The 2,970-nt window shown below is 59.8% G+C and carries 3 protein-coding genes; 1 reads left to right on the plus strand and 2 read right to left on the minus strand.

Translation table 11 applies throughout. The features are described from left to right. Positions 1-410: 410 nt before the first annotated feature. On the plus strand, positions 411-1,202 hold the full coding sequence (locus VIH17_03650) for a class I SAM-dependent methyltransferase (protein ID HEY4682327.1): 792 nt from the start codon (positions 411-413) through the stop codon (positions 1,200-1,202). Positions 1,203-1,302: 100 nt separating this feature from the next. Here VIH17_03650 and VIH17_03655 read toward each other — a convergent pair whose 3' ends face one another. Continuing rightward, complete coding sequence (locus VIH17_03655) at positions 1,303-2,697, minus strand: ribonuclease H-like domain-containing protein (protein ID HEY4682328.1); 1,395 nt, start codon at positions 2,695-2,697, stop codon at positions 1,303-1,305. Beyond that, on the minus strand, positions 2,694-2,970 hold a 277-nt coding region (locus VIH17_03660), incomplete at its 5' end, for a DUF1998 domain-containing protein (protein ID HEY4682329.1). The genes VIH17_03655 and VIH17_03660, both read right to left, overlap by 4 nt.

A 2,970-nucleotide genomic window follows, 5' to 3' on the forward strand; every position in this document is an offset into this window, starting at 1 on the left:
TAGCCGGCCGAACCGCTTTGTCGCCCGAACGGAAGATTTGGGGGTCTTTGTCCGCGCTCGTGGCCGCGAGGTATTGGTCGTGGAAGGCGCTAACCCCGCTACTTTTGCGAAGATCGAACGCGCCGTCTGGCCAACGAAAAAGCGAGTGCTCAGTGCCGAGTGCCGAGTTCTGGGTAGTTCAAGTAGTGTTCGATTGGGTTGCGCTGCTAGCTCTGTGGCCTCTGCGTCTCCGTAGTGAGTCTCGACCTACTGCAGAGACGGAAAAGACGGACACTCGAAAACCGAAACTCGAAATTCGGGGATGATGCAAACGGAGTTTCGAGTGACGAATTTCGTTTTTCGAATTTCGATTTTCGATCTTTGTGTGCTCTGTGTCCTCTGTGGTGAGAAACTTTGGAGTTCTGCTGGCTATGCTTTCTTGGTTCACGCTGCCGCGCGTTCCTGAGCCTGAGGTGATGGAGGACTCCGCCGAAGTCGAAGCCTACGCCTCAGCCGCGGCTCAGGCCTACCTCGACAAAATTGACGACACCTTCGTCGAGCATGCTCTCGGACTTTTGGGTGGCAGAGCCACCGGCCGCGCGCTCGACATCGGCACCGGCCCGGGCCAGATCGTCCTGAAGCTGGCCCGCCGTCCCGCTCTGCGGGACTGGCACTTCATCGGCGTGGACCGCTCACCTAACATGATCAAGCAAGCCCGCGCCAGCGCCGTTCGTCGGGGCACGGCCGAACTGGAAGGGCGGGGGGGAACTTGTCCCGAGTATAGTCGAGGGAACCCCGCCGTAGGAGGCACACCCAACTCCGTCGAATTCTTCATCGCCGACGGCAATCGCCTGCCCTTTCCCGACGCAAGTTTCGACTTGGTCATGTCCAATTCCGTCCTGCACCACCTTGCCGAGCCGCAACGCATGCTGGCCGAAATCGCGCGCCTCGCCACGCCCGGCGCGGCCATCCTGATCCGCGACCTCCGCCGACCCTCGCGCCTTGCCTACTCCCTCCACGTCCGCTGGTACGGCCGCCATTACTCCGGCCTGATGTATAAGCTCTACTGCGCTTCCGTCCGGTCGTCTTATACCATGCGGGAACTCGAAGAGTTACTGCGCCAGTCGTCCCTCCGCGGTGCGAGTTTAGGCCCCGTCGCAACCGTCTTCACCCATCGGCGCACGCACCTCGGTATTGAGCGCGCCCTGCATTCGTCTTTGTAGCTCAGGTATCGCGTTTTTTGAGTCACGGGACGCGGTTCTAGCTCATCCCGATCGCTCAACCGGCCCGGCGTCCCCTGCCGCTCCGTTTTTTGAGCCACCGCTAAAACAAACCAGTCCGTTTCTGTTGAAGCCGCCTCAACCGATATTCCAGCCGATCCGCCAGCCGGCGATGCTGATGAGGTTCTACTAGGTTTCGTCGCACTGCCGCGCGCAAGCGCGAGATTGCCTGGCGCACGATGGTCGCGGCCCTTTCGTAATCCCTCGCGTGGTGCTCGTAAAAGATGGCCAACTCTTCCGATGCGCGGAAAAAATCCGCGTCAACGTCGAGAAGTTCTTCCCAAAGCCGGTTCGCCCGGTCATAGTTCCGCTCGCGCTTGTAAAGTCCGGCCAGTGCTCGTTGGGCGGCACATTTGAATTCCACGGGCAAATGGGTGGCAACTGCCTTCTCGTAATGCTCGCGTGCCCTCTCGCGCCAACCGGCAAGCTGGAACAACCGGCTCAGGCCGTAGGATTCGAGAGCGCTGGGTTTTCTCTCGCCGTCGCCGGCAAGCATCGCGAGCAGGTTCGCTGTCAAGCCGACGAGCGCCAGGAGGTCATTCTCATTGTGCCGGAAAACCTCGACCATCGGCTCAGCTCGCCCGCCGCGCAGATAGTCAAAATAGATTCGCGGAATGCGCTCACCCGGAACATCGTTTTCTCGCCGAATGCCCAGAACCCCGCGTTCGAGATCGGCCAGCGAAGCTGAACCCAGTTGCGCGCGCCAGAGGTGCCGCGAAGGGTGCAGCAGGTCGAGATGAAGCGCCGGTGGTTGCTCGAGCCGCATGCGCTGCATCCGGAAGCGCGTCTCGAGCAGCGGCCAGTCGAATGCTTTCCCGTTGAAGGTGATGAGCAAGGGCTTGCCGGCAAGGCGAGTGGCCACCTCCGCCAGCATCGAGGACTCTTCCCGGAAGTCGCGCATGAAAAATTGTTCTAGCTCGATTCGGCCGTTCACAACCCGCGCCATGCCCACGAGAAAGGCGTAGGTTCCTGTCCCGCCGGCAAGTCCGGTCGTCTCCGTGTCGAGAAAAAGCCACTCCTCAGGTGGGCAAGGGGTGATGTTCGAAGTCCGAAGTAGGACCTGAAAAGAAGAAGGAGCGTTCATCCCGATCGTTCGGGAGAGATCAATAAGCGGCAAAAGATCCGCCTTGCGCGCGGCAAGGGTCTTGCGAACCTGGAAGTGTTCGCCGTAGCGATTGCGTCTTGAGACCGCACCCAGCAACTGCGCGAGTTGGTCGAGTTCTGGCGGAAGTTCGGACTTTGGGCAGACTGCCCCGGGCTTACCGGGACGAGAAGCCGCCTTCAGCACCGAAACGCAATTCAACTTGTCGCGAAGGGTGAAAGTCAACTCAAACCTCAGATTCACCAGAAAGATCGAAACTCGAAATTCGGCGGTCAATGAACCGAGTTTCGTGGGCCGATTTTCGCTTTTCGCTTTTCGAGTTTCGGCCTTCTTCATTTCGCGCATAACCGATCCAAAATGGCCAGCGCGACTTCCTTGGCGCCTTCGCCTGTCTCCCCGAACGGCCCCACGCACGACGGGCATCCATCCTTGCAGCCGCAGCCGGCGATCAATTCGCGTGTCTTCTTAAGCAACTCATCGTGCATGTCATAGAGCGGCTTGCTGAATCCAATGCCGCCCGGATAGTTGTCAAAAAGATGAAGGTTCGGCTCGAACCACTGCGGCTGGCCTTGGCCAACCACCATACTCTGGCCGGCCTCTCCCGGTGCT

This window comes from Candidatus Acidiferrales bacterium, from assembly GCA_036514995.1.
Classification (GTDB): Bacteria; Acidobacteriota; Terriglobia; order Acidiferrales; family DATBWB01; genus DATBWB01.